This window comes from Priestia sp. D51 (assembly GCF_053345675.1).
In genome coordinates, this window is record NZ_JBLTIR010000001.1 from 1,073,531 (window position 1) to 1,093,026 (window position 19,496).

22 protein-coding genes and 1 riboswitch are annotated in these 19,496 nt (G+C 39.7%); of the genes, 15 read left to right on the top strand and 7 right to left on the bottom strand.

Annotation, left to right across the window (positions count from 1 at the left end; translation table 11 throughout):
* The first annotated feature begins 82 nt into the window (after positions 1-82).
* From ACNHOZ_RS05600 to ACNHOZ_RS05610, 3 genes are all read left to right on the top strand, one after another.
* Positions 83-853, top strand: coding sequence for a C40 family peptidase (locus ACNHOZ_RS05600; protein WP_447697055.1), 771 nt, complete (start codon positions 83-85; stop codon positions 851-853).
* Between the two features lie 582 nt (positions 854-1,435).
* A complete protein-coding gene (locus ACNHOZ_RS05605; protein WP_447697056.1) occupies positions 1,436-3,244 on the top strand; it encodes a reverse transcriptase domain-containing protein in 1,809 nt (602 codons plus the stop codon).
* A 151-nt stretch (positions 3,245-3,395) separates the two neighbouring features.
* The gene (locus ACNHOZ_RS05610; RefSeq protein ID WP_447697057.1) at positions 3,396-3,842 is read left to right on the top strand and encodes a C40 family peptidase; all 447 of its coding nucleotides are present in this window, start codon (positions 3,396-3,398) and stop codon (positions 3,840-3,842) included.
* 39 nt (positions 3,843-3,881) lie between these two features.
* Here ACNHOZ_RS05610 and ACNHOZ_RS05615 read toward each other — a convergent pair whose 3' ends face one another.
* Positions 3,882-4,421: a DUF2199 domain-containing protein gene (locus ACNHOZ_RS05615; RefSeq protein WP_048020405.1), complete on the bottom strand. Its 540-nt coding sequence runs from the start codon at positions 4,419-4,421 to the stop codon at positions 3,882-3,884.
* Positions 4,422-4,573: 152 nt separating this feature from the next.
* Between ACNHOZ_RS05615 and ACNHOZ_RS05620 the strand changes: the two genes are divergently transcribed.
* The 4 genes from ACNHOZ_RS05620 (at position 4,574) to ACNHOZ_RS05635 (ending at position 6,914) form a co-directional block, all read left to right on the top strand.
* On the top strand, positions 4,574-5,239 hold the full coding sequence (locus ACNHOZ_RS05620) for a sigma-70 family RNA polymerase sigma factor (RefSeq protein ID WP_048020407.1): 666 nt from the start codon (positions 4,574-4,576) through the stop codon (positions 5,237-5,239).
* Between the two features lie 29 nt (positions 5,240-5,268).
* Positions 5,269-5,850, top strand: coding sequence for an ATP-dependent Clp endopeptidase proteolytic subunit ClpP (gene clpP / locus ACNHOZ_RS05625; protein ID WP_028414941.1), 582 nt, complete (start codon positions 5,269-5,271; stop codon positions 5,848-5,850).
* A gap of 145 nt (positions 5,851-5,995) precedes the next feature.
* Entirely contained in the window at positions 5,996-6,640 is a 645-nt protein-coding gene (locus ACNHOZ_RS05630; protein WP_028409806.1) for a Bax inhibitor-1/YccA family protein, read from the top strand.
* A 139-nt stretch (positions 6,641-6,779) separates the two neighbouring features.
* Entirely contained in the window at positions 6,780-6,914 is a 135-nt protein-coding gene (locus tag ACNHOZ_RS05635) for a hypothetical protein (protein WP_255902688.1), read from the top strand.
* Between the two features lie 84 nt (positions 6,915-6,998).
* On the opposite strand, the gene ACNHOZ_RS05640 is transcribed toward ACNHOZ_RS05635, so the two are convergent.
* Complete coding sequence (locus ACNHOZ_RS05640; protein WP_048020409.1) at positions 6,999-7,241, bottom strand: hypothetical protein; 243 nt, start codon at positions 7,239-7,241, stop codon at positions 6,999-7,001.
* Positions 7,242-7,393: 152 nt separating this feature from the next.
* Here ACNHOZ_RS05640 and ACNHOZ_RS05645 point away from each other — a divergent pair, with 152 nt between their 5' ends.
* Together ACNHOZ_RS05645 and ACNHOZ_RS05650 are read left to right on the top strand one after the other, a co-directional pair.
* Positions 7,394-7,894, top strand: coding sequence for a hypothetical protein (locus ACNHOZ_RS05645; protein WP_230683516.1), 501 nt, complete (start codon positions 7,394-7,396; stop codon positions 7,892-7,894).
* Between the two features lie 148 nt (positions 7,895-8,042).
* The gene (locus ACNHOZ_RS05650; RefSeq protein WP_048020411.1) at positions 8,043-8,720 is read left to right on the top strand and encodes a hypothetical protein; all 678 of its coding nucleotides are present in this window, start codon (positions 8,043-8,045) and stop codon (positions 8,718-8,720) included.
* A 336-nt stretch (positions 8,721-9,056) separates the two neighbouring features.
* On the opposite strand, the gene ACNHOZ_RS05655 is transcribed toward ACNHOZ_RS05650, so the two are convergent.
* Together ACNHOZ_RS05655 and ACNHOZ_RS05660 are read right to left on the bottom strand one after the other, a co-directional pair.
* Positions 9,057-10,373 (bottom strand): CitMHS family transporter, encoded by a 1,317-nt coding sequence (locus tag ACNHOZ_RS05655; protein WP_034267599.1) that lies wholly within the window; start codon positions 10,371-10,373, stop codon positions 9,057-9,059.
* A gap of 296 nt (positions 10,374-10,669) precedes the next feature.
* Positions 10,670-11,530 carry a LysR family transcriptional regulator gene (locus ACNHOZ_RS05660; RefSeq protein ID WP_033579989.1) on the bottom strand — a complete coding sequence of 287 codons (861 nt, stop codon included), beginning with the start codon at positions 11,528-11,530 and terminating at the stop codon, positions 10,670-10,672.
* 184 nt (positions 11,531-11,714) lie between these two features.
* Here ACNHOZ_RS05660 and ACNHOZ_RS05665 point away from each other — a divergent pair, with 184 nt between their 5' ends.
* The 3 genes from ACNHOZ_RS05665 to ACNHOZ_RS05675 all read left to right on the top strand — a co-directional run bounded on the left by ACNHOZ_RS05665 (position 11,715) and on the right by ACNHOZ_RS05675 (position 14,451).
* Positions 11,715-12,842, top strand: a complete 1,128-nt coding sequence (locus ACNHOZ_RS05665; RefSeq protein ID WP_048020414.1) for a 2-methylaconitate cis-trans isomerase PrpF family protein — start codon at positions 11,715-11,717, stop codon at positions 12,840-12,842.
* A gap of 104 nt (positions 12,843-12,946) precedes the next feature.
* Positions 12,947-13,612 (top strand): cyclase family protein, encoded by a 666-nt coding sequence (locus ACNHOZ_RS05670; protein WP_048020416.1) that lies wholly within the window; start codon positions 12,947-12,949, stop codon positions 13,610-13,612.
* Complete coding sequence (locus ACNHOZ_RS05675; protein WP_048020418.1) at positions 13,609-14,451, top strand: GNAT family N-acetyltransferase; 843 nt, start codon at positions 13,609-13,611, stop codon at positions 14,449-14,451. Before ACNHOZ_RS05670 ends, ACNHOZ_RS05675 begins: the two co-directional genes overlap by 4 nt.
* A gap of 27 nt (positions 14,452-14,478) precedes the next feature.
* On the opposite strand, the gene ACNHOZ_RS05680 is transcribed toward ACNHOZ_RS05675, so the two are convergent.
* A complete protein-coding gene (locus ACNHOZ_RS05680) occupies positions 14,479-15,063 on the bottom strand; it encodes a YjgB family protein (protein ID WP_048020421.1) in 585 nt (194 codons plus the stop codon).
* Between the two features lie 331 nt (positions 15,064-15,394).
* On the opposite strand from ACNHOZ_RS05680, the gene ACNHOZ_RS05685 reads away from it, so the two are divergent.
* From ACNHOZ_RS05685 to ACNHOZ_RS05695, 3 genes are all read left to right on the top strand, one after another.
* The gene (locus ACNHOZ_RS05685) at positions 15,395-17,005 is read left to right on the top strand and encodes a putative polysaccharide biosynthesis protein (protein WP_048020423.1); all 1,611 of its coding nucleotides are present in this window, start codon (positions 15,395-15,397) and stop codon (positions 17,003-17,005) included.
* A 13-nt stretch (positions 17,006-17,018) separates the two neighbouring features.
* The gene (locus tag ACNHOZ_RS05690; RefSeq protein WP_048020426.1) at positions 17,019-17,387 is read left to right on the top strand and encodes a hypothetical protein; all 369 of its coding nucleotides are present in this window, start codon (positions 17,019-17,021) and stop codon (positions 17,385-17,387) included.
* A gap of 141 nt (positions 17,388-17,528) precedes the next feature.
* Positions 17,529-17,635: riboswitch (SAM riboswitch) on the top strand.
* 75 nt (positions 17,636-17,710) lie between these two features.
* The gene (locus tag ACNHOZ_RS05695; RefSeq protein ID WP_080968648.1) at positions 17,711-18,373 is read left to right on the top strand and encodes a sulfite oxidase-like oxidoreductase; all 663 of its coding nucleotides are present in this window, start codon (positions 17,711-17,713) and stop codon (positions 18,371-18,373) included.
* Between the two features lie 33 nt (positions 18,374-18,406).
* On the opposite strand, the gene ACNHOZ_RS05700 is transcribed toward ACNHOZ_RS05695, so the two are convergent.
* Both ACNHOZ_RS05700 and moaC read right to left on the bottom strand, forming a co-directional pair.
* On the bottom strand, positions 18,407-18,919 hold the full coding sequence (locus ACNHOZ_RS05700; RefSeq protein ID WP_048020431.1) for a MogA/MoaB family molybdenum cofactor biosynthesis protein: 513 nt from the start codon (positions 18,917-18,919) through the stop codon (positions 18,407-18,409).
* A 12-nt stretch (positions 18,920-18,931) separates the two neighbouring features.
* Positions 18,932-19,420 (bottom strand): cyclic pyranopterin monophosphate synthase MoaC, encoded by a 489-nt coding sequence (gene moaC, locus ACNHOZ_RS05705; protein WP_033580001.1) that lies wholly within the window; start codon positions 19,418-19,420, stop codon positions 18,932-18,934.
* Positions 19,421-19,496 lie beyond the last annotated feature (76 nt).

Genomic DNA, 19,496 nt, shown 5'->3' on the forward strand with positions numbered 1-19,496 from the left:
ATCCATCTGCACCATACTTTAACAGGGGAACCATTTACATATAAAACTTCTTGGATGAAATAAAAAACAAAGGAGAACAAACATGAAAGTAATGAAACCTCTTATGGTCACAGCGTTAGGGCTTAGTCTTGCCACTTTTTATGAAGGCGCTTTTCCTGCAGAAAAAGTTGTGCAAGTACAGGCTGCTACAGATGAAAACGTGATTGCTGATAAAGCAAAAACGTATGAAGGAGCCGGTTATACATCTGGAGGAGAGACGCTAAGCGAAGGGTTTGACAGCTCTGGCTTCGTTCAATATGTGTTTAAGCAAGCGCTGGATACAACGCTGCCTCGTTCCGTGAAAGAACAGTCAGAGCTTGGGACAGACGTTGATAAAAACGAGCTGCAAGCGGGTGATGTATTGTTTTTTGACACTAATGAAAACGGTGAAGTTAACGTAGCCGCTATTTATATCGGAGACGATGAGATGATTTATGCATCTTCTTCAGACGGAAAAGTAGTGGTGAAAAACATTTCAAGCAGCGCCTATTGGTCATCACATTTCGCCAAAGCAAAGCGCATTACAGGAGCACCGGAAATTGCAAAAGATAATGAAGTCATTGCAGAAGCATTAAAACATCTCGGCACGCCATATGTATTTGGAGGCGAGTCGCCAACAGACGGTTTTGACTGTTCCGCATTTGTTGCCTATGTATTTCAACATGCATCGGACGTCTACCTTCCGCGATCAACCGATCAGCAGTGGCAAGTTGGAGAAGAAGTTGCACGGGCAGATTTAAAGCCAGGAGACGTTATCTTTTTTAAAGACACGTATCGTGAAGGGATTTCACACGTAGGCATTGTGCGCCCTTAAGGGCTCAGAAGGATTCTACCCTAGCAAGGTAGTAGGCAAAGAACACAAATAGTCTATCGTCACCTAACTTATCCGGATGGGAAACCAATGGGGAGTGTAGCATGTTAGGAAAGCTATAAGTTACCAAGTTGCCATGGTAAGACTGAATAGCAAGACGAAATGTTGTAAATAAGGATGAAAGCTAAACTGCTTGAATGACAGCCCGAGCGAGTATAACGTGGCTTACGACGAAAGGTAACTAGAAGACGTCGTATAACTCTAAGGAAAGACTAATATATGCCGAGTCTTTGCGAGTGTTCTAAGAGTTACGCAGCCCTAATGAAGGGAAAAGGACGAACGTCACATCCGACATTATAACAAGCTATCCTTAGAGTGCTAAAAGGGGATTACCTAAGTTGAAACGCCCAATGAAAAAGGCTAGTGAGGATGATACCAAGTGGTAAAAAGCGAGGTATGTGGCTCATGAAAATTCAATAAGGTAACGGAGTTTCCATAGTAGTCAGAGATAGGGAAAGCCTATTACGAGGCGAAGGGAAACAGCTTAATCGTTTAATACAACATATGGAGGGAGCGTGAGGCTTCTTGAGAAGTCCAAATAACGTATTAAACAGTCTAGCTTCCAAATCTAATGATTCCACCTATAAGTTTAAGCGTCTCTATAGGAACTTATATAACCCCGAGTTTTATTATATTGCATATCAAAAGATGTATGCAAAAGAAGGAAATATGACTCAAGGGACAGATGGAAAAACTATAGATGGAATGAGTATCAAACGCATAGACAATCTCATTGAAGCGTTAAAGACTGAATCTTATCAACCCAAACCAGTTAGAAGAGTATATATCCCGAAGAAGAACGGGAAACGTAGACCACTAGGTATCCCTTCAATAGAAGACAAGTTAATACAAGAAATAATTAGAATGATACTTGAGTCTATATATGAAGGCACATTCTCTAAATTTTCGCATGGCTTCAGACCTCAAAAAAGCTGTCATACAGCGTTGATGCAAATCAAAACACATTTCGATGGTGCAAGATGGTTTGTAGAAGGTGACATTGAAAGTTTTTTTGATAATATCAACCATCATAAGCTTATACAGATACTCAGGAAAAGAATTCATGACGAAAAATTTATCAATTTAATTTGGAAATTACTTCGAGCAGGATACTTGGAAAATTGGGAATATCATAAAACGTATAGTGGCACACCGCAAGGTGGAATTATTAGTCCTATCCTAGCAAATGTTTATCTTAATGAGTTTGATAAATATGTAGAACAACTCGTGCTGAAATTTAACAAGGGTACTAAAAGAAAGCCGAGTTCTGAATACAAAAGAATCTGTAACAAAATAGGTAAAGTAAGAAACATTTTGCGAAATGACGAACTTAGTACAGATAAACAAAGGGATATCATTCTGATGATTAAAGAGCTGAGAGAGGAACGGAGTAAGATACCTGTTGTAAAACCCAATGACGAAGACTTTAAAAGAATGTACTACACAAGGTATGCAGATGACTTCTTGATAGGAATGATTGGGAGTAAGCAAGAGGCACAACAAGTAAAACAAAAACTAACTAAATTTCTTAAGGAAGAACTTCAATTAAATCTCTCACAAGAAAAGACACTAATTACGCACTCGAGTAAACCAGCTCAATTCTTAGGATATGACGTGATGATATCGCGAAATCAAGATCGGAAAATGTGTAAGGACGGACGGATGAGAAGGTCTAAATCTTACACATGCACACTATACGTACCACATAAAAAATGGGTTGATAAGTTAAAAGATTTAAGGGTCTTAAAAATAACGCCAGATGGCACTTGGAAGCCAGTTCACAGAACTAGTCTCATAGATTTAGACGATTTAGAGATTCTCCGAATCTATAACGCCCAAATTAGAGGAATGTACAATTACTACAGGCTAGCTAAGAATGTAAGTGTACTTAATAAGTTTTACTACCACATGAAATATAGCATGTATAAAACGTTCGCTAACAAATATAAAACAACCATAAAGAAAATCACTAGGAAATACTGTGAAAATGGAGTATTTACAGTGACCTATTCCACAAAAAAAGGTCTACAGAAATGTACTCTATACTCAGACGGTTTCACCTGCAATCCATCTGTAAAAGACAATTCGACCACCGATTTATTAGTGAACGAGCAGAAGAATAAAGGTGAAACAAGTCTAATAGATAGGCTTAAAGCGACAACATGTGAGTGGTGTGGTAAAACAAATTCTCCCCTTGAAATGCATCATGTTAGAAAAATCAAAGATTTAAAAGGGAAAGCAAAGTGGGAAAAGTGGATGATTGGAAGACAAAGAAAAACTGTAGCTCTGTGTCTAAAGTGTCATCGAGACCTGCACAATGGAAAGCTAGACTAAGGTTAAGTGGAGAGCCGTATACACCGAGAGGTGTACGTACGGTTCGGAGGGGAGTTCTTGGAAACCTATCATAGTAATATGAAAAGGCGCTGGGTTCTTACCTTACTACGCAGGCGGCAATCAGTTTATTCACGCCAAGCGCAGCGAAAATGTGACGGTTGATTACCTAACAAGCAGCTACTGGACGTCTAAGTACGCCGGAGCAAGGCGCTACGATGACTTATCGCTGTCAAAAGACAATCCATTTGTGACGGAATCTCTTAAATATGTAGGAGAAGTACCTTACGCACAAGGTGGGACAAGTCCTTCTACAGGCTTTGATACAGCTGGTTTTGTTCAATACATTTATAAAGAAGCAGCTGGAAAAGACATTCCGCGCTATGCAAGTCAGCAGTGGGAAGCAGGAGAAACCATTTCACAATCTGACTTGAAGCCGGGAGATCTCGTCTTTTTTGAAGGAAGTTCACTTATTCCATCTATCTATATTGGAAATGACTATGTCGTTCACGTAGCCACATCTGAGGGCGTGAAAATTACAAACTATAAAGTAGACAGCTACTGGGCGCCTAAATACTACGGAGCAAAGCGCATGCCATAAAGGTAAAAAACTAAGACAGTCTGGGGCTGTCTTGGTTTTTTAATAGGTAGCCAATTGTTTTTGTATATCTTTGATTCGATCTAGCGTTATCCCTTCCCGCTGCTCGATGGCTAAAGGATGATCGGTTGGTTCTAATTCAATGAGAGGTCTCGTTCCAACAGGTCTTGTATGCACATTTGTTTTTAAATTTAACGTTTCAGGATAGCCTGGAATTGAAACTGAAAACCAGCCGAAATAAGGCGGTTCATGTTCTCTTTCGTCACTTTCCCATAAATTTATCATTCGATGAAAATTTTCTTCGCTTAAAGAAACCCAAATGTTCCAAATGAAAGGGTCTTCTTCATTAAGAACGGGAATTTCAACGCAGCCTCTGACGAAAAAATGTTCTTGATTCATGATACAAATCTCTGAATATAGTTCAAAGTCGTTTTGTTTTTCGTCTTCTGACGCCTCATAATAGTAAAAAGGAGCTTCACTTGTATAACTCATAGGCAAAGCGGGCGGAGGGTGTTCACAGGTTAAGTCTTTATAGTGAAGTTTGTTCGTTTTCTTTTTGCCGTATAATCGTCTTCTTCGCATATCATTTTAGACTCCTCAGATAAAAGTATCTTCATTATAATACAAAAAAATGGCTGCTTAAGCGTATAATGTATAAAAAAGTTTGATTCCCCGTATCTTTTGAACTTCCTTTAATCGTTTAGTAAATAGAGAGTGCAAAAGGAGTGAAAACCATGTCACATTCAAAAAAAATTGAAAAACAAACAGAAAGCTTTAATGAGGCTTGCTGGAACGAGCATTACCCAAAACTGCAGCAGTACTGCCGCTTTTTAGCACAAAATGTGTGGGACGGAGATGATATCGCGCAAGAAACGTTTTTAAAAGCTCAGCGATATAAAGGCGAAGAGCACAATTTGTCTTCTGCGCTGTTAAATAAAATTGCGTACCACCACTGGATTGACCTGCTGCGAAAACGAAAGCGTGAAGGAATAGTCGAAGAAAAAGCTTTGGAACAACAAGCCGACAAGCATGCGTTTGATAGTAAGGGACACTCGGTCGAACTGCTGCTTAGTCAATTTACGCCGAAGCAAGCGGTTATCTTTTTCTTAAAAGAAGGCTTTCGCTATCAGCTGAAAGAGATCGCTTCGATTTTACAAACGTCAGAAACAGCGGTGAAAAGCAATTTACATCGTGCTAAGCAGCGGTTAGAAAAAGACAGTGAGCCGTTTTCTACAGATTCTTTTTGGAATGAAAGAGAGCGTAAAAAGCTGTCAGAACTGTTTTATAAAACGTTAGAAGCGCAGGACCCAGCACTTTTGATTCGGGAGTTGCCTTCCTTAAAAAGCGTCATTCAAAAACCAACGTATACTCCGACATGCACTCTCTGCATGGCTGCATAGCCATATTACGTGTGATAGGGAGGATATATATGAGTACCATTCCATATGTAATTGAACAAAGCAACCGCGGTGAACGTTCGTATGATATTTATTCAAGGCTGTTAAAAGACCGAATTATTTTAATTGGTGATGAAATCAATGATCATATTGCCAACAGCGTGGTCGCGCAGCTCTTATTTCTTGCGGCAGATGATCCTAAAAAAGATATTTCACTGTATATTAACAGCCCCGGAGGTTCGACTTCCGCAGGGTTTGCGATTTATGATACGATGCAGTACATCGAGCCGGACGTTCAAACAATTTGCACGGGCATGGCCGCTTCTTTTGGCGCACTGCTTCTCCTAGCAGGAGCAAAAGGAAAGCGCTATGCGCTTCCGAATAGTGAAGTTATGATTCATCAGCCGCTAGGAGGAGCTAGAGGGCAGGCGACTGAAATTGAAATTAGCGCTCGGCGGATTTTAAAATTAAAGCAGCATATTAATGAAATCATATCAACACGAACGGGACAGCCGGTTGAAAAAGTGGCAAACGATACGGAACGAGATTATTTCATGAGTGCTGAAGAAGCAAGGGAGTACGGAATTATCGATGGTATTCTGTTGCCGAAATAAAGAGGTGACAAGAAAGCATAGACGGCAGTGTCTATGCTTTCTTGTCTATAAAAATAAGAAAAAAGACCTTAGTATTATCTTTATTTTTCTTTAAAAGGTAGGTATTATATAAAATATAACAGATTTTAGAAAGAAGGTTTTACACATGCAAGAAGTGATTGGAGTAGAGCAGCGGTCTCTGTTTCAAAAAGTATTAGTCACATTTATTTTTTCGTTATTTATTTCAACAGTTGGCTTATATGTAGGTCAATATGTGCCGCCGGCTTATTTCCTTCCATTAGCGATTGCTGAACTTGTGATGCTGGTTGCCGCATTTATGTTACGAAAGAAAAAAAGCGTAGGATATGGCTTTACATATGCTTTTTCATTTATATCAGGCATCACGCTGTTTCCGATTGTCAGCTACTATGCATCAGTAGCGGGGGCGCAAGTCGTTCTTTATGCGTTTGGAAGCACGTTCGTTATTTTTACGGTGATGGGTGTAATTGGCGCAAAAACAAAAAAAGATCTAGGGTTTTTAGGCAGCTTTTTATTAGTGGCGCTGTTAGCATTAGTGTGCATCAGCATTTTCTCGCTGTTTAGTCCATTAACAACGCCTGGACTTATGGCATTCTCAGTGATTGGTACCATCGTTTTCTCACTTTACGTACTATATGATTTTAACAAAATGAAGCATGGTGAAATTACAGAAGAGCTTGTTCCACTGCTGGCACTATCTCTTTATTTAGACTTTATTAATCTATTCATCAACTTGCTTCGCTTTTTTGGTATTTTAGGCAGCGATGATTAATAAGAAATAGGCTGGGACAAAAGTGTTCTAACTGAAGGGCGATCCGAACGGTGAAGATTCTTGATGAAGAATCAACTTCGTTCGGATTTTTTATTGGTAGGATGAGCGTAGGTGTCATCCATTTAGATGCTTCTAGCTGTTGATTGGAGGGCAAGGCGGAGACTCCTGCGGGAGAAGCGGAATAGGTGAGACCCCGCAGGAGCGGAAGCGACGAGGAGGCTCAGCGGCCGCCGGCGGAAAGCGAAGCCTTGCACGGAAATCAACAGCGGTATAATAAGCAGTCCACCTCATGTATCCAATCTGTTGATCTTTAGATGGGAGTGATGTAGTTATATCACAATCTCTTTTTTTGTTTTAGTTATTCTCCGCCATCCCCATCTCCATCCTCGCTAACGTCATCCTCTGTTTTTTCATAGTTTGGTCCGGTAGCGTAAGGTTCTTTCAAAAACTTTTCAAGCCACGTGGAGCCTGTAGCGACCGCGCCGTTTTTAGCATGAATAAATTCACTGATTGTATATATTTCAACGACTTGCTTTCGATATTTACGAAATAAAAATGCGCTGGCAACAACGCCAATACTGATGATTACATACGTATTCATGGAATCCTCCTTATAAAAGGGTTAGTGTTACGTATGCCGCATAGTAAAAGAATATGCATAAGGCGTTGTAACCAAATAGATTGATGTAAATCATAATTGTGACGATTTTTCATGGTTTCTCTTATGGATATTTTTGGTATTATATATTTGTGATGAAAAATAAGATGAGGAGAAGAGCGAGTCTTAAGAGGAGGGGAAGTATAAATAAAGTAGTTCTTACATCGTTATTCTTTTTCTTACTAGTTGGTTGCAACCAAGAAAAGGTCAATGTATCTACACCTAATGATGAACAAGTTCCAGTGTCAGGAAGCATTGTGGTTAATGACAAAGAGTATGAAATGCGAGTAGGAGAATATGAATGGAACGGTGACGATGGTGCGCACATAACCAAAACGGATTCTTACTCACCAAAAGAGGTTGTTAAAGAATTTGATGACCTCACGCTAGAGAAAGATACCAAAGTTACAATTATACTAAAAAACAATCCAAAACTTACAATTTATCAACTAAACAAAAATAATCAAAAAGAAAAAATTAAAATAACGGATAATCATATTGAAGTGTCTTCAAAGAACGGTTACTATCTTTACGAAGTATCGGGTAAATGGCCTCATGGAAAGGCAACTTATTTATTCGATGTGAATGTGAAATAGCCAACTGATCGGATATTTGGGAGTTATAGTGAACTGCTATACATGCATGAATTTAAAAGAAGTTCATTTAGTGGTGCGAGCCTTTGAAAAAATGGTAGTATAGAGCAGGTACATAGAGAACGCAAATTTTTTGGAAGGATGCATGTTAGTGTTGAATTTTAACGAGTTTTTTACTATTTCTTCATATGAAGTAATGGAGCATTCGAGTCGAAAAGAAAACGGAAAGAATATAGATGAATATGAAGTGATGTTGTATAACGAAAACGTTAGTCAAACAGAAAATGTGATGATTAAATTTAAAAAGGTGAGCGATGAAATAGCAGTGGAAAAAGTACAAACTCTCTCTTACTTTAATCAACAGCGTCCTAAACACCCCTGTAAGATTTGCGGCAGTGAAGTGATGGTAAAAGAGAACAGCACTGAAGAACTGGATGTTTACGCACATAATTGTTCATTTAACTACAAAGAAATAGAAGGTTGTTTAAGAGAACTAGTACAAAATGAACTTTTGCAGGATGGATTTACTCAAGAAGAATTTGAACGGAACTATGGAGTTAACTACCGTGATGACAGTAATAAAGAATATGGCTTTTACGACGCGCAGCAACGAAATACTTTTTATACCATCTTTAATGATAGTGTTTATCACACCTCATACGCAGGACCACAAGAGCTCCGCTGCAAGTTTTGTGGGATGGACGAAGAGCTGCTTTTTGTAGACGGAGCCTTTTATCAAAAGTGCGCAGTGCTAACTCCACATACCAATCGAATTATTGATATGATTGAAGCAAGAAAACAAAACGAACCAGACGTAACAAAACGTTGATGAGAGAAAAGAGGCCGAAGCCTGAGAAGAACATAAAAGAAAGAAGCTTCCTTTTGAGCGAAAGGAAGCTTATCAAATTTGTACCTATAGGGTTGAGTGGTGCATAATTAAATAGCTATTGGAATAACGGATGAATCATTAAAGTAAACAACTTCTGAAAGAATACTGCAGCCTTTCAGGTTTTTGAGCTGAGAAAGGGCTTCTTCTTTACTATCAAACTCGTACATTTTCATTTCACCTTTTCTGACATAACACGTAATCACATACATTTTAGAAGTACCTCCACCTATCATTTAAAATTTATTAATAAAAAGCTATAGCAGCTTTTATTCCCTATCAAAACAGCGTAAGTGCGCCTGTGACAATAGCAAGGACAATGAGAACAAGAGACGTTAAAACGGCCCATTTAAATGCAAAGCGCTGATGTTCACCAAGATCAACACCTACCATACCTACAAGTAAGAAAGTAGAGGCAACGAGTGGGCTTAATAGATGAACAGGTTGTCCGAGTACTGAAGCTCGCGCAATTTCCATTGGATCAATTCCGTAAGAAGCAGCAGTTTCAGCGAAGATTGGTAAAACACCAAAGTAATAGGCGTCGTTACTCATCACAAATGTAAACGGCATGCTTGTTAAAGCAACGATTGTTGGTAAAAACGAACCGAGTGAATCAGGAACTAAATGAATTAACAGGCTTGCCATTTCGTCCACCATTTTAGTGCCGGAGAGTATTCCTGTAAAAATACCGGCTGCAAAGACAAGGGCTGCAACGGTTAACGCGTTGCCTGCATGAGCCATTAAACGTTCTTTTTGATCCTCAAGTTTTGGATAGTTAATCATAAGAGCAAGCGCAAAACCAATCATAAATAAAACAGAAACGGACCAAATACCAGAAACTAATACGACCATAAGTGCAATGGTTAAGGCTAAGTTAATCCAGATTTTTTTAGGCTGCGTAATATCTTCTTGAGAAGTTAAAGACGCGTCTTCAGCAAAAGCAAGCGAGCTTTTTAATTCAAACTGCTCGATGTCAATAGCACCAAGTCGTCTGCGCTCTTTTTTCCCAAGAATATAGCCTGTAAAAATCACCCACAAAGCTCCGCCAATTAACGTTGGAAGAAGTGGAATAAAGAACTCTGATGCATCGAGGTGAAGAGCGACAATCGCACGAGTAGCCGGACCTCCCCAAGGCGTCATGCTGCTCATAATACTAAGAGAAAGCATCGCAACCGTCGTTAAAACTAACGGGCTCATATTCAAGCGTTTATAAAGGGGAAGAAGAGCAGAAACCGTAATCATATAAGTGGTTGTGCCGTCTCCGTCTAGTGCAACTAAAAGCGATAGAAGAGCGGTTCCAATGACGATTTTAAGCGGATCGCCTTTTACGATTTTTAACAGCTGCTTAATTAATGGATCAAACAGGCCGGCATCAATCATAACCCCGAAGTATAAAATGGCGAACAGCAGCATCGCAGCTGATGGAGCTACTTGTTTTAACCCTTCTAGCATCATGTCTCCGACGCCTTTGCCAAACCCTCCAATCACCGCAAAAAGAAGCGGAATAACCATTAAAGCTACAATAGGAGACATCCTTTTTGACATAATGAGATACGTAAAGACAATAATCATTGTAAAACCTAGTAGTGCTAGCATTCAAACAACCTCCTTTATTTTCCCTCTTTTCTTTGAAAGCGTTTACTTTTAGAGTAAAAAAACGTGACTAACATCTCTCATCCCCATGTATGAGCCGTAGTTTGATTATTAAGAATTTTTAAAGCCGCTCTTTACTCCCGCTGATGTTTCTTGTTTTCATGTTAGTACATTTTGAAAAATAAAGGAAATATAGGTTTTTTTAGAAAGTTCATAAAAATTTTTTATAATGGTAGTCTAGAAAAAAGCTTGGTCTAAAAGAAAGTTTCTTCCAAGACGCAAACTTTTTAGCTTTTGCTTTATTTTTCACTTAGCTTTAAAAAGTCAATAAATGCTTTCACGACCGCTAGATTCAAATAAGAAGGATCATACATGAGCCACGTGTTTCGAAGCAAAGGTGATTCATCTCGGTATGAAAGTCCGTATGTATATAAGTTGTCGCTGGAGTGAAGGCAAATTTCAGGCAAAATTGCAAAGCCTAAATCATTTTTAACCATTTCTTTAGCTGTTTCTTGCCGGTCAACTTCCATTGCCACAAACGGAGGCTCTGAAAACTTGTCATGCCACCAGTCTTGAATGAGATCTTTTAGCGACGTATCGGTTTTATAGTTAATATAAGGCAGGTTCGGCAAGTCATCGATCGCAATCTCTTTTTTTGAAATTAAGCAAAGCCGCTCTTTTGTCAGCAGTGATTTTTCTCCGTTCCACGGGTAATTGCCTCGCAAAATACCAACGTGCACACGCGAAGAGTCTAATAGATTCATAACTTGCGTACTCCAGCCTGTATTCACACTGAACTGTACGTTTGGATAGTGAAGAGAAAACTGCTTTAAAATCTTTGGAAGCTTATGCTGTGCAAAGTTACTCGATACCCCTAGGCGAAGCGTTCCTGTAACGGTTTCGCTCATATTACGCATGCTGTCTTTTGTTTCTTGCAGCTGTTTCCACATGTTTTCTGCATAGCGAACAAGATGCTCACCTTCAGATGTAAACTCAATTCCTTTTTTCGTTTTGAAAAAAAGCGTCACGCCAAATTCTTCTTCAAGATTTTTAAGCCGGTAGCTTAAAGAAGGCTGCGATACGTAGAGCCTTTCAGCCGTTCGCGTAATGTTCTTTTCTTCGTGAAGCGTTTTAATTAATATCCAATCTTTTTGATCCATCCCAATTCCCCCTTGTATTTAGATTATAAAAAAATTTTTAAAAAGACAATAAATTTTATGTATTTTACTTATGACCACCTCTATTATACGATAAATGGCAAATGAACCGGTTCTAAATAGTAAAAAAATAAAATGGTTTGATGAACGCCTCGGCGTTTGTTAGTAGGGGAGAAAGGTGATTAAGATGACGCGTATTCCTGTAACGGTTATGAGAGGTGGAACGAGTAAAGGGGTCTTTATCAATCATGAAGAAATGCCTGTGAACAAATCGGATTGGGAACCGTTTTTGCTAGATATAATGGGAAGTCCGGATCAACGTCAAATTGACGGGTTAGGCGGAGCCAATTCGCTGACAAGTAAAATTGCGATTATAAAAAAATCAGATTTAGAAGAAGCTGACGTAGATTACACGTTTGCGCAGGTCAGCATCAGCGAATCTCTCGTTGATTTTAAAGGAAACTGCGGCAATATCTCCTCAGCAGTGGGGCCTTACGCAATTGAACAAGGACTTGTACAAGCTGTGGAACCGGTGACCAAAGTGCGGATTTATAATACGAATACTAAAAAAGTAATCGTAGCGGAAGTAGAAGTAGAAAACGGGAAAGTGAAAACAGAAGGGGAATGTATGATTCCTGGAGTGCCAGGTACGGGTTCACCTATTTATCTTTCGTTTGAAAACGGAGAAGGAGCCGTTACCGGAAAACTGCTTCCGACCGGGAACGCTATTGATCTTCTGCAAACATCTATGGGAACAGTAAAAGCATCAATTGTTGATGTAGGAAATCCGCTTGTATTTGTTAAAGCAGCGGATATTGGCCTAAAAGGAACAGAACTTCCGCATGAATACACGGACAAACAGCTGAAGCTATTTGAAGAAATTCGCTCCATTGCAGCGGAAAAAGCGGGGCTCGCACCTCAAGACAAAGCAACTAAACTATCACCAGCGGTTCCAAAAATGACGATTATTGCTCCTCCGATGGACCACCGCGACGGGACTGGCAGAGAAAAAGCTGCTTCTCAAATGGACGTATTAATTCGCATGATGTCGATGCAAAAACCGCATCAAACGCTTGCGATTACAGGAGCAATTTGTACAACGGCGGCTATCTATACAAAAGGCACGCTTCTGTCAGAAATGGTTCAACTAAAAGGCGATACGGTTCGACTTGCTCATCCAATGGGAATTATGGAAACCAGTGTAGATCTAAAAGAAGGACAGGTTAATGGAATCAAAGTAGTGCGTACGGCCCGTCTTATTTTTGAAGGATTTGTTTATACAAAGCACGCGTACGATGTATGTTTATCAAGTTAATCAAGTTAATAACGTTCTCTAAAAAAAACTCTTTCTAGGAAACTAGGAAGAGCTTTTTTATGTTAGACTATTTTTACTGAATATTGAAAAAAGTAGGTGGTAGTATGAAAAAAAGAACGTATATTGATTTAAGCCACGTCATTGAAGACGGAGTTATCACGCATAAAGGCTTGCCGGCACCGATTATTTGCGACTATTTAAGCCGAGAAGAGTCTAAAAAGCTGTATGAACCAGGGACTGAATTTCAAATTGGTAAAATTGAAATGGTCACGAATACCGGTACGTATATTGACGTGCCGTTTCACAGATATAAAAACGGAGCGGATTTAGCTCAAACGGCTATTGATAAAACAGCCGGACTGGAAGGAATAGTAGTTTCAATCGACCCGACTTTAACGGCTATTGATGAATCTCATTTTCACCATATAGACGTAAAAGGCAAAGCGGTATTAATTCACACGGGATGGGATCGCTACTGGAATAAAGACGATTATCTAGAAAACCATCCATACTTAACAGAAAGCGCGGCGGCTTATTTAGTATCTCAACAGCCCGCTCTTGTCGGAATTGATTCGATGAATATTGACGACACAAAAGGAAAAGCAAGACCAGCTCATACGCTGCTTTTAGGAGCGGGCATTGTGATTGCTGAACACTTATGTCGCTTAGATCAACTAACGGGGTCCTTTTTATTTTACGCCGTGCCTCCTAAAATACAAGGAGTCGGAACATTTCCGGTAAGAGCATTTGCGGAGGTAGAAAGAACATGATCCAATTACATAGATACAGGGAAGTCCAGGAATTTAAAAACCAAGTCGAGCCGTTTTTAGCGAAAAATGAAGTTCTTCATAACTTAGCGCTTGGCATTTTACACAGCTTACATGAAAACAGCAAACCGAATTTTATGGGCATTATTTTAAAAGACAATCGTGCTGCGCTTGTGTTGCTGCAAACCCATCCTCAGCAAATCATCCTGTCTCAAATACAGAAGCTAACGAATGATGAGCTGAACGAAGTAGCGGAGCTGTTACAAGAAACCGCCGTACCGGGCTTAGTTGGAGAAAGGCAAACGGTTTTATATCTTTCTCAAAAACTAGCAGCGCTAAAAAATCAAGAAGCTTCGTTGAAAATGGATCAGCGCATTTACCGGTTAGACAAAGTGAAAAAAGCTGCGGACGCGGAAGGAGTGCTGGTAAAAGCAAGATCAGAGCATATTCCGCTCGTGACGGAATGGATTTGGGAGTTTATGGGCGTCATTGGAGAGCCTGTATCAAAAGAGCAAGCTGTCAAAACAGGCGAAGCTTTTATTAAAGCAGAACGGCTATTTTTATGGGAAGTGAACGGGAAGTATGTGTCAATTGCTAATGCTACGCGTCCGACAACCCACAACGTTACGATTAACTTTGTGTACACGCCGCGGGAAGAACGTAAAAAAGGCTATGCATCAAGCTGTGTGTCCACGCTTTCTCAGTTTATGCTAGACAGCGGTTTTCAAACAACAAGTCTATACACGGACACGACAAACCCTACGTCTAACAAGATTTACATGGAGATTGGGTATGAACACGTAGCTGATTCAGCATTAGTTTTATTTCATGAAAAAAAGTAGCAGGCTGTCTGCTACTTTTTCTATTACTTAAGGTTTTTTAACTAAATTAACGTGATTTAACGTTTTGCTATTATCAAAAATAAATTCAAGATCATAGCCGCCGGCGTGATACGTGTATCTCGTTTGAGTCGTACCATCACCTTTTACTTTGCTTGTAAAGTTTGGCTGACCTAATTCTTTCTTTAAGTTAGCTTGTGTGATGGACCCTAAATTTGTTTGACGCTCTACATTTGTACCAAAATAGCGGATTTCGTTAATGACATTATTTTGGTCATAGCCAAATGCATATCCAGGGTGACCCATTTCCGCATGATAGTAGTCAAAGTTATTTGATGAACCTTCAGGCGGAGGACCGAACTGATCTCGAACATCTTGACGCAGGCTTTTGCCAATTTTTAAGTCTGCTGTTAATCGCGGCACTTCACCTTGCACCGCCGCATTATAAATTTCGTTAATGTTTTTTACAGCTGTTTGACTTTGGCTGCCTGTTTCTTGAGATGTAGCTGCGTGTGCTGGGGTATCAAGCTGAGCCACAGGAGCAAATCCAAACGCAGCAATTCCTGTAATCGTCGCAGCAGCAGCCGCTTTTGATAGTCGTTGTTTCATTTTCATGATTTTTTCCTCCTATATATAACGATTTAGCAATCTCAGTCTACCTAAAAGAGAAGGTAGGCCAGAATGGTCAAGGAGTCTTAGTTGAGTTGGTAACTGATATATATAATGTAACACGCCTTTCAGAATATAAACGTCAGGTAAGGTGAAAAGTAAAAACGATTCATTTCTCATAGGTGAAAAGAGTGGTTTATATTCCTTTATTAGGTAAAAAAACGTAATATGAAGAAAGTTCTAATGCTTTATAAAAAACTGGATAATAATTGTAATTATGATACAATAAATCAAGTATTTGTTAAAAATATAATATCTATTTCTGGAGTTTTGATGTATGGAAAAAAATTTGATGAGAGGTACGCTTTTGTTAACAGCGTCTTCTTTGCTAACAAAGATTTTGGGTTTTATTTATATTATTCCGTTTACAGCGCTAGTCGGAACGTCAGGTTACGCGCTTTATAAGTATGCATACGGTCCATATACCTTGATGCTAAGCTTATCGACAATGGGTCTTCCGCTTGCTGTTTCGAAGTATGTATCGAAATATAACGGTCTTGGAAACTACAGGGCAGGGCAAGATCTATTAAAAGCAGGCCTTCTATTAATGACGATAACAGGCATAATAGGATTTTTAGTCCTCTATACCATGGCGCCTTCGCTCGCTGAGCTAGTGATTAACGGAAAAGATTCCTCAGGAAATAGTCAAAAAGACGTGGTATACGTGATTCGAATGGTGAGCTTTGCTTTAATTATTATCCCACCTATGAGTCTATTACGAGGCTACTTTCAAGGTAACCAGTCCATGGGACCATCCGCGCTAAGTACAATTATTGAACAAATAGTGCGTGTGCTGTTTATTTTAGCAGGAGCATACGCTGTTATTCATCTCTTTCATAGCACGATGACAAAAGCTGTTGGAATTGGTACGTTTGGAGCGTTTATTGGAGGCTTAGGGGGTATAGGGATTCTCGGTGCGACGTATCTAAAACGCAAGCGGCTGATTATGAAGGAAGTGGATAGCGGAAAGAATAATAAATCTGTTCCGTTCTCTTTAATGTTCAAAGAGCTTGTGACGTACGCTGTTCCGTTTGTATTAGTTGGTTTAGCTATTCCAATCTATCAAAATATTGATACGTTTACGATTAACATGCTTTTTCAATCAATAGGGTATGGACAAGCTAAAGCTGAAACGATTAACTCTGTCATTGGGTTAGCGCAAATTTTAGTAATGGTGCCGGTATCGCTAGCAACTGCCTTCAGCATGTCGCTGATTCCGGGTATTACATCTTCTTTTGTGCAAGGAAATTTACGAGAAGTAAAAGGAAAGATTACAAAAACGCTGCAGCTGCTGTTGTTTTTTACTCTTCCTTCTGCGGTGGGGCTTTGTTTATTGGGTAAGCCGGTATATATGATGATCTTTGGAGCGAAAAACAGTCCTGAAATCGGTGGAGTTGTTTTACAATGGTATGCGCCTGCTGCCATTTTATTTGCTCTTTTTACCGTAACAGCCGCGATTCTTCAAGGAATTAATCAGCAAAAGAAATTAATTTTTGGCTTGGGCTTAGGTATTGTTGTGAAGATAGTATTAAACGTACTGTTGGTTTCAAGCTTAAAAGAAATTGGACCTGTTGTCGCGACGTACGGAGGATATGGTGTATCGGTTATCTATAACTTTTATTTAATTGAAAAATCCATTTCTTACCGAGTTCAATCACTAGGAAAAGCCGCGTTGACTCCTGTTTTATTAGTAAGTGTGATGTCAGCCGCTGTGCTTATTGGCAATTATGCTTCTCACTATTTTCTGGAAAATAAGCTGTCTGCATCTTCACTTGCGAGTAGCACGTCTTGTATTTCAATAGCTTTAGGTGCTGCTGTGTATCTAGGGCTTGGAGTCAAAACAAGTTTAGGGCAATCTGTTGTGTTAAATAGAAGAAAAAGAATGTAAAGGAGAGAAAGAAGTGTCAAAACGATTTGTACTAACCGTAGCCGCTGGAGGATGTATCATAATCTTCGGCGCGCTGCTGCTACTAAACTGGGAAAAGGTGTTTGGAGACTACCGTCCCATTCAAACAGCAACAGCCGTATTCAAGTTAGAAGTGGGAAGTCAAGATGTAGCAAAGACTACGGATTCAGATAATGTTCTTTACTATATGGTGAAAAAAGGACATTTAGATGAATATATTCAACTGATGAATGAAAAAGGCTATGTGTTAAAAGAGAAAGATATTGATCATAACCGACTTGTTTTTAACAATGGACAAGAGGATGAGCAAATTTACTACAAGCGCTTTGCTAGGAAGTATACGATGATTGATGGAGAAGGGTAAAGGCTTTACATACTTAGTAGACTAAAACCTTATAACTCTATCTGTTTTTAAAGTTTTTTGTGCGGAAAAGAAAAATAATATTGACAATTATGACAAAAAGCTTAATACTGACTTTATTACATAAAACAAATACAATTTGTTTCCTTATCAAGAGAGGTGGAGGGACTGGCCCTGTGAAACCCGGCAACCGCTGTCTATGACAGAATGGTGCCAAATCCTTAAGAGTGTATCGCTCTTAGAGATAAGGAAGAAGCTGAAACAAAGCTCTTCCTTATTTATTTAAGGAAGGGCTTTTTATGTACAAAAAACAACGAGGTGATAATTTGAACAAAGCAGACCGTATTAAACGAATGAAAACACCGGAAATTGATCCAAAGTATGAAGGACGAGTGCCTCCGGGTCAGGTAGTAACAGAGCGCTTTCCCATTTTACACGAAGGCGATGTGCCGGATTATAACTTAGAGGAGTGGACGCTTCGCGTGTTTGGGTTGGTAGACAAAGAAGTGATGCTTTCGTATCAAGATATATTGAACATGCCTCAAACAACGGTTAAATGTGATATTCACTGCGTAACGAGATGGACAAGACTTGATAATGAATTTACGGGCGTGCTGTTTGCAGACTTTTTAAAAGCAGTTGGCGTGGAGTTGAAAAGTAAATACATCATGCTGCACGGAGATAATGACTATACGTCAAATATTGAAGTAAAAGATTTACTGAGAGACGATATTCTTCTCGCTCATTCCTTTAACGGAGAGCCGCTTATACCTAAGCATGGATATCCGCTGCGATTGGTTGTGCCGCATTTGTACTTTTGGAAAAGTGTCAAATGGCTTCGGGGCTTTGAAGCTATTGATGAAAACCATCCGGGCTTTTGGGAGCAAAACGGCTTTCATCTTAGAGGAGATCCGTTTAAAGAAGAGCGTTTTTCTGGAGAAGATTTAGGCATTCCAGAAGATGAGTGGGTACATAAAGACTATGATTAATGAAAATGCCTATGCTTGCGCATAGGCATTTTGTTAGCGCTGGCGGTTTAATTCCCACACAACGTGGCGAAGTTCAGGCAAAATCAGTTTGGTCATAGCTAGGCGAACAGCACCGCTTGATCCTGGTGTAGAAAAAACGGCTTTTTCGTTAATCGTCCCGGCAATTGCCCGGCTCATAATCGCTGCGCTGCCAATGTCTTCGGTGTAGCTCAGCATGCGAAACAGCTCGCCAAACCCGACGATTTCTTTATGAATCAGCGCTTGAACGGCTTCAATTGTGACGTCTCGTTTTGTAATGCCGGTGCCGCCGTTTGTGAGAACAACGTCAATGTCCTCAGCACTGCATCCGGCAAGTATCGCTTGTTGAATCGACGTTTGATCGTCTTTTACAATTTCATAGGAAGCGACCTGCATCTCGTGTTCTTTCAGAAGTTGGATCATTAGCGCGCCGCTTTTATCGGTTTCTTTTGTACGTGTATCGGATACCGTAATGACTTTGCAGCGAACGGGCTGAGTTGCTTTGGATTTATGTTCATGTGCGCTCATTATGTACCTCCTTTACGCTTCCGTACGCTTGTAGTCACCGTTTTTGCCGCCTGATTTTTCAAGCAGATATGTTTCGCCGATAATCATGCCTTTATCAATGGCTTTGCACATATCATAAACGGTTAGAGCGCAGGCAGAAGCGGCAGTTAAAGCTTCCATTTCAACGCCCGTTGAGCCTTCCGTTTTAACAGTTGCTTCTATTAATAAACGATACTTGTCATTGCTTGTATCCCAGTCAAATGAAAGGTTTACGCCTTTTAATAAAAGAGGGTGACACATCGGAATAATGTCAGACGTGCGTTTTGCTGCCATAATCCCTGCTACTTGTGCCACAGCAAGCACATCGCCTTTTCCGATTTTATGTTCTACAATGGCTTCGTGAATTTCTTTGTTAACGAGTATGCTTGAACGAGCTGTTGCAACGCGGCGAGTGATAGATTTTTCGCTAATATCGACCATATTGGCACGGCCTTGGTCATTAAAATGTGTAAAAGAAGACATCGGTGTTTTCATCCTTTTTCAGTAAATTTTGTTGTATGATAGAAATAGTGAGATATGCTATGATTTTACACCATAG